We start from the raw sequence: 1,805 nt of genomic DNA, 5'->3' as shown, positions 1-1,805 counted from the left end.
GCGCTGTCGTCGATCGACCGCGGCCAGCTGGCGGCGATGGCTTGGCGGAAGTCGGGCGCGATGTCCATCGTGACGTGCGGCAGGCGCTGCCTGATCGCCGCGGCGATCTCCAAGGGCGTGAAGCTGGTGCCGGCCAGGTTGTACGATCGGCGTTCGCGCACGTTCGCCGCGGGCGCTTCCATCAGCTCGAGCGTGGCGCGGATCGCGTCGGGCATGTACATCATCGGCAAAGCCTGGTCTTCTTTGAGGAAGCAGGTGTAGCGGCCTTGCTTCAGCGCGGCATGGAAGATCTCGACCGCGTAGTCGGTGGTGCCGCCGCCGGGCGGCGTCTTCCAGCTGATGAGGCCCGGGTAGCGCAGGCTGCGCACATCGACGCCGTGCTGCGCGTGGTACCAGGCGCACCAGCCCTCCCCGGCCAGCTTGCTGATGCCGTAGACGGTGCTCGGGTCCATCACGGCGTGCTGCGGCGTGCGCTGCTGCGGCGTGCCGGGCCCGAAGGCGGCGATCGAGCTGGGCCAGAAGATGCGTTCGAGCTGGTGCGAGCGCGCCACCTCGAGCACGTTGAGCAGGCCCTTCATGTTCAGGTCCCAGGCCCACATCGGATGCTTCTCGCCGCGCGCCGAGAGGGCCGCGGCGAGGTGGTAGACCTGGGTGATGGCATGGCGTTCGACCAGCGTGGTGAGCGCGCCGATGTCGGTGCAGTCGAGCGCCTCGTGCGCCAAGCCGGGCACGCGGCCCTGCGGAGCCAGGTCGCTCGTGACGACGGCGGCGTTGCCGTGCCGGCGCGCCAGCTCGGCCGCCAGTTCTGTGCCGATCTGGCCGTTGGCGCCGATGAGCAGGATCTTCATGGGACCAACCCGAGCTCGCGGCCGGCTTGCGTGAAGGCGGCGACGGCGGCTTCGAGTTGCGCCCGCTCGTGCACGGCGCTCAGCTGCACGCGGATGCGCGCCTGTCCCTTGGGCACCACCGGGAAGAAGAAGCCGACGACGTAGACGCCGAGCTCGAGCAGGCGGGCGGCCAGGCGCTGGGCCAGCACCGCGTCGTGCACCATGATCGGCACGATCGGGTGCTCGCCGGGTTTGATGTCGAATCCGGCCGCGCCGATGGCCCGGCGGAACCAGCGCGTGTTGTCTTCGAGCTTGTCGCGCAGCGTGGTGTCGGCCTCCAGCAGGTCGAGCACCGCGATCGAGGCGCCGGCGATGGCCGGCATCAGCGTGTTCGAGAACAGGTAGGGCCGCGAGCGTTGGCGCAGCAGTTCGACCACCGGCTTGCTGGCCGCGGTGAAGCCGCCGGAGGCGCCGCCGAGTGCCTTGCCGAGCGTGCCGGTGATGATGTCGACGCGGCCGAAGACGCCGCGGTGTTCGTGCGTGCCGCGCCCGCGTGCGCCCATGAAGCCGCTGGCGTGGCATTCGTCGATGCCGAGCAGCGCGTCGAAGCGGTCGCACAGCTCACGCATCTCGTCGAGCCGGGCGATGGTGCCGTCCATCGAGAACACGCCGTCGCTGAACACCAGCTTGAAGCGCGCACCCCCCGCGGCGGCTTCGGCCAGGCAGCGCTCGAGGTCGGCCATGTCGTTGTGCTTGTAGCGAAAGCGCCGCGCCTTGCACAAACGGATGCCGTCGATGATCGAGGCGTGGTTGAGCTCGTCGCTGATGATCGCGTCGTCTTCGCCGAACAGCGGCTCGAACAGGCCGCCGTTGGCATCGAAGGCCGCTGCGTAGAGGATCGCGTCTTCGGTGCCGAGAAAGCGCGCCAGCCGGGCTTCGAGCGTCTTGTGCAGGTCTTGCGTGCCGCAGATGAAACGC

General features: G+C 69.5%; 2 protein-coding genes. Both read right to left on the bottom strand.

Annotated features, from left to right (window positions below; genetic code table 11):
* The coding region (locus AC30N0_RS10480) for an NAD-dependent epimerase/dehydratase family protein (protein ID WP_489517859.1) at positions 1-848 on the bottom strand (848 nt) is incomplete at its 3' end.
* The coding region (gene kbl, locus AC30N0_RS10475; protein WP_489517858.1) for a glycine C-acetyltransferase at positions 845-1,805 on the bottom strand (961 nt) is incomplete at its 5' end. The genes kbl and AC30N0_RS10480, both read right to left, overlap by 4 nt.

It is taken from the genome of Rhizobacter sp., assembly GCF_031412495.1.
Classification (GTDB): domain Bacteria; phylum Pseudomonadota; class Gammaproteobacteria; order Burkholderiales; family Burkholderiaceae_C; genus Schlegelella_A.
This window is presented reverse-complemented; position numbering and strand designations above follow the sequence as displayed.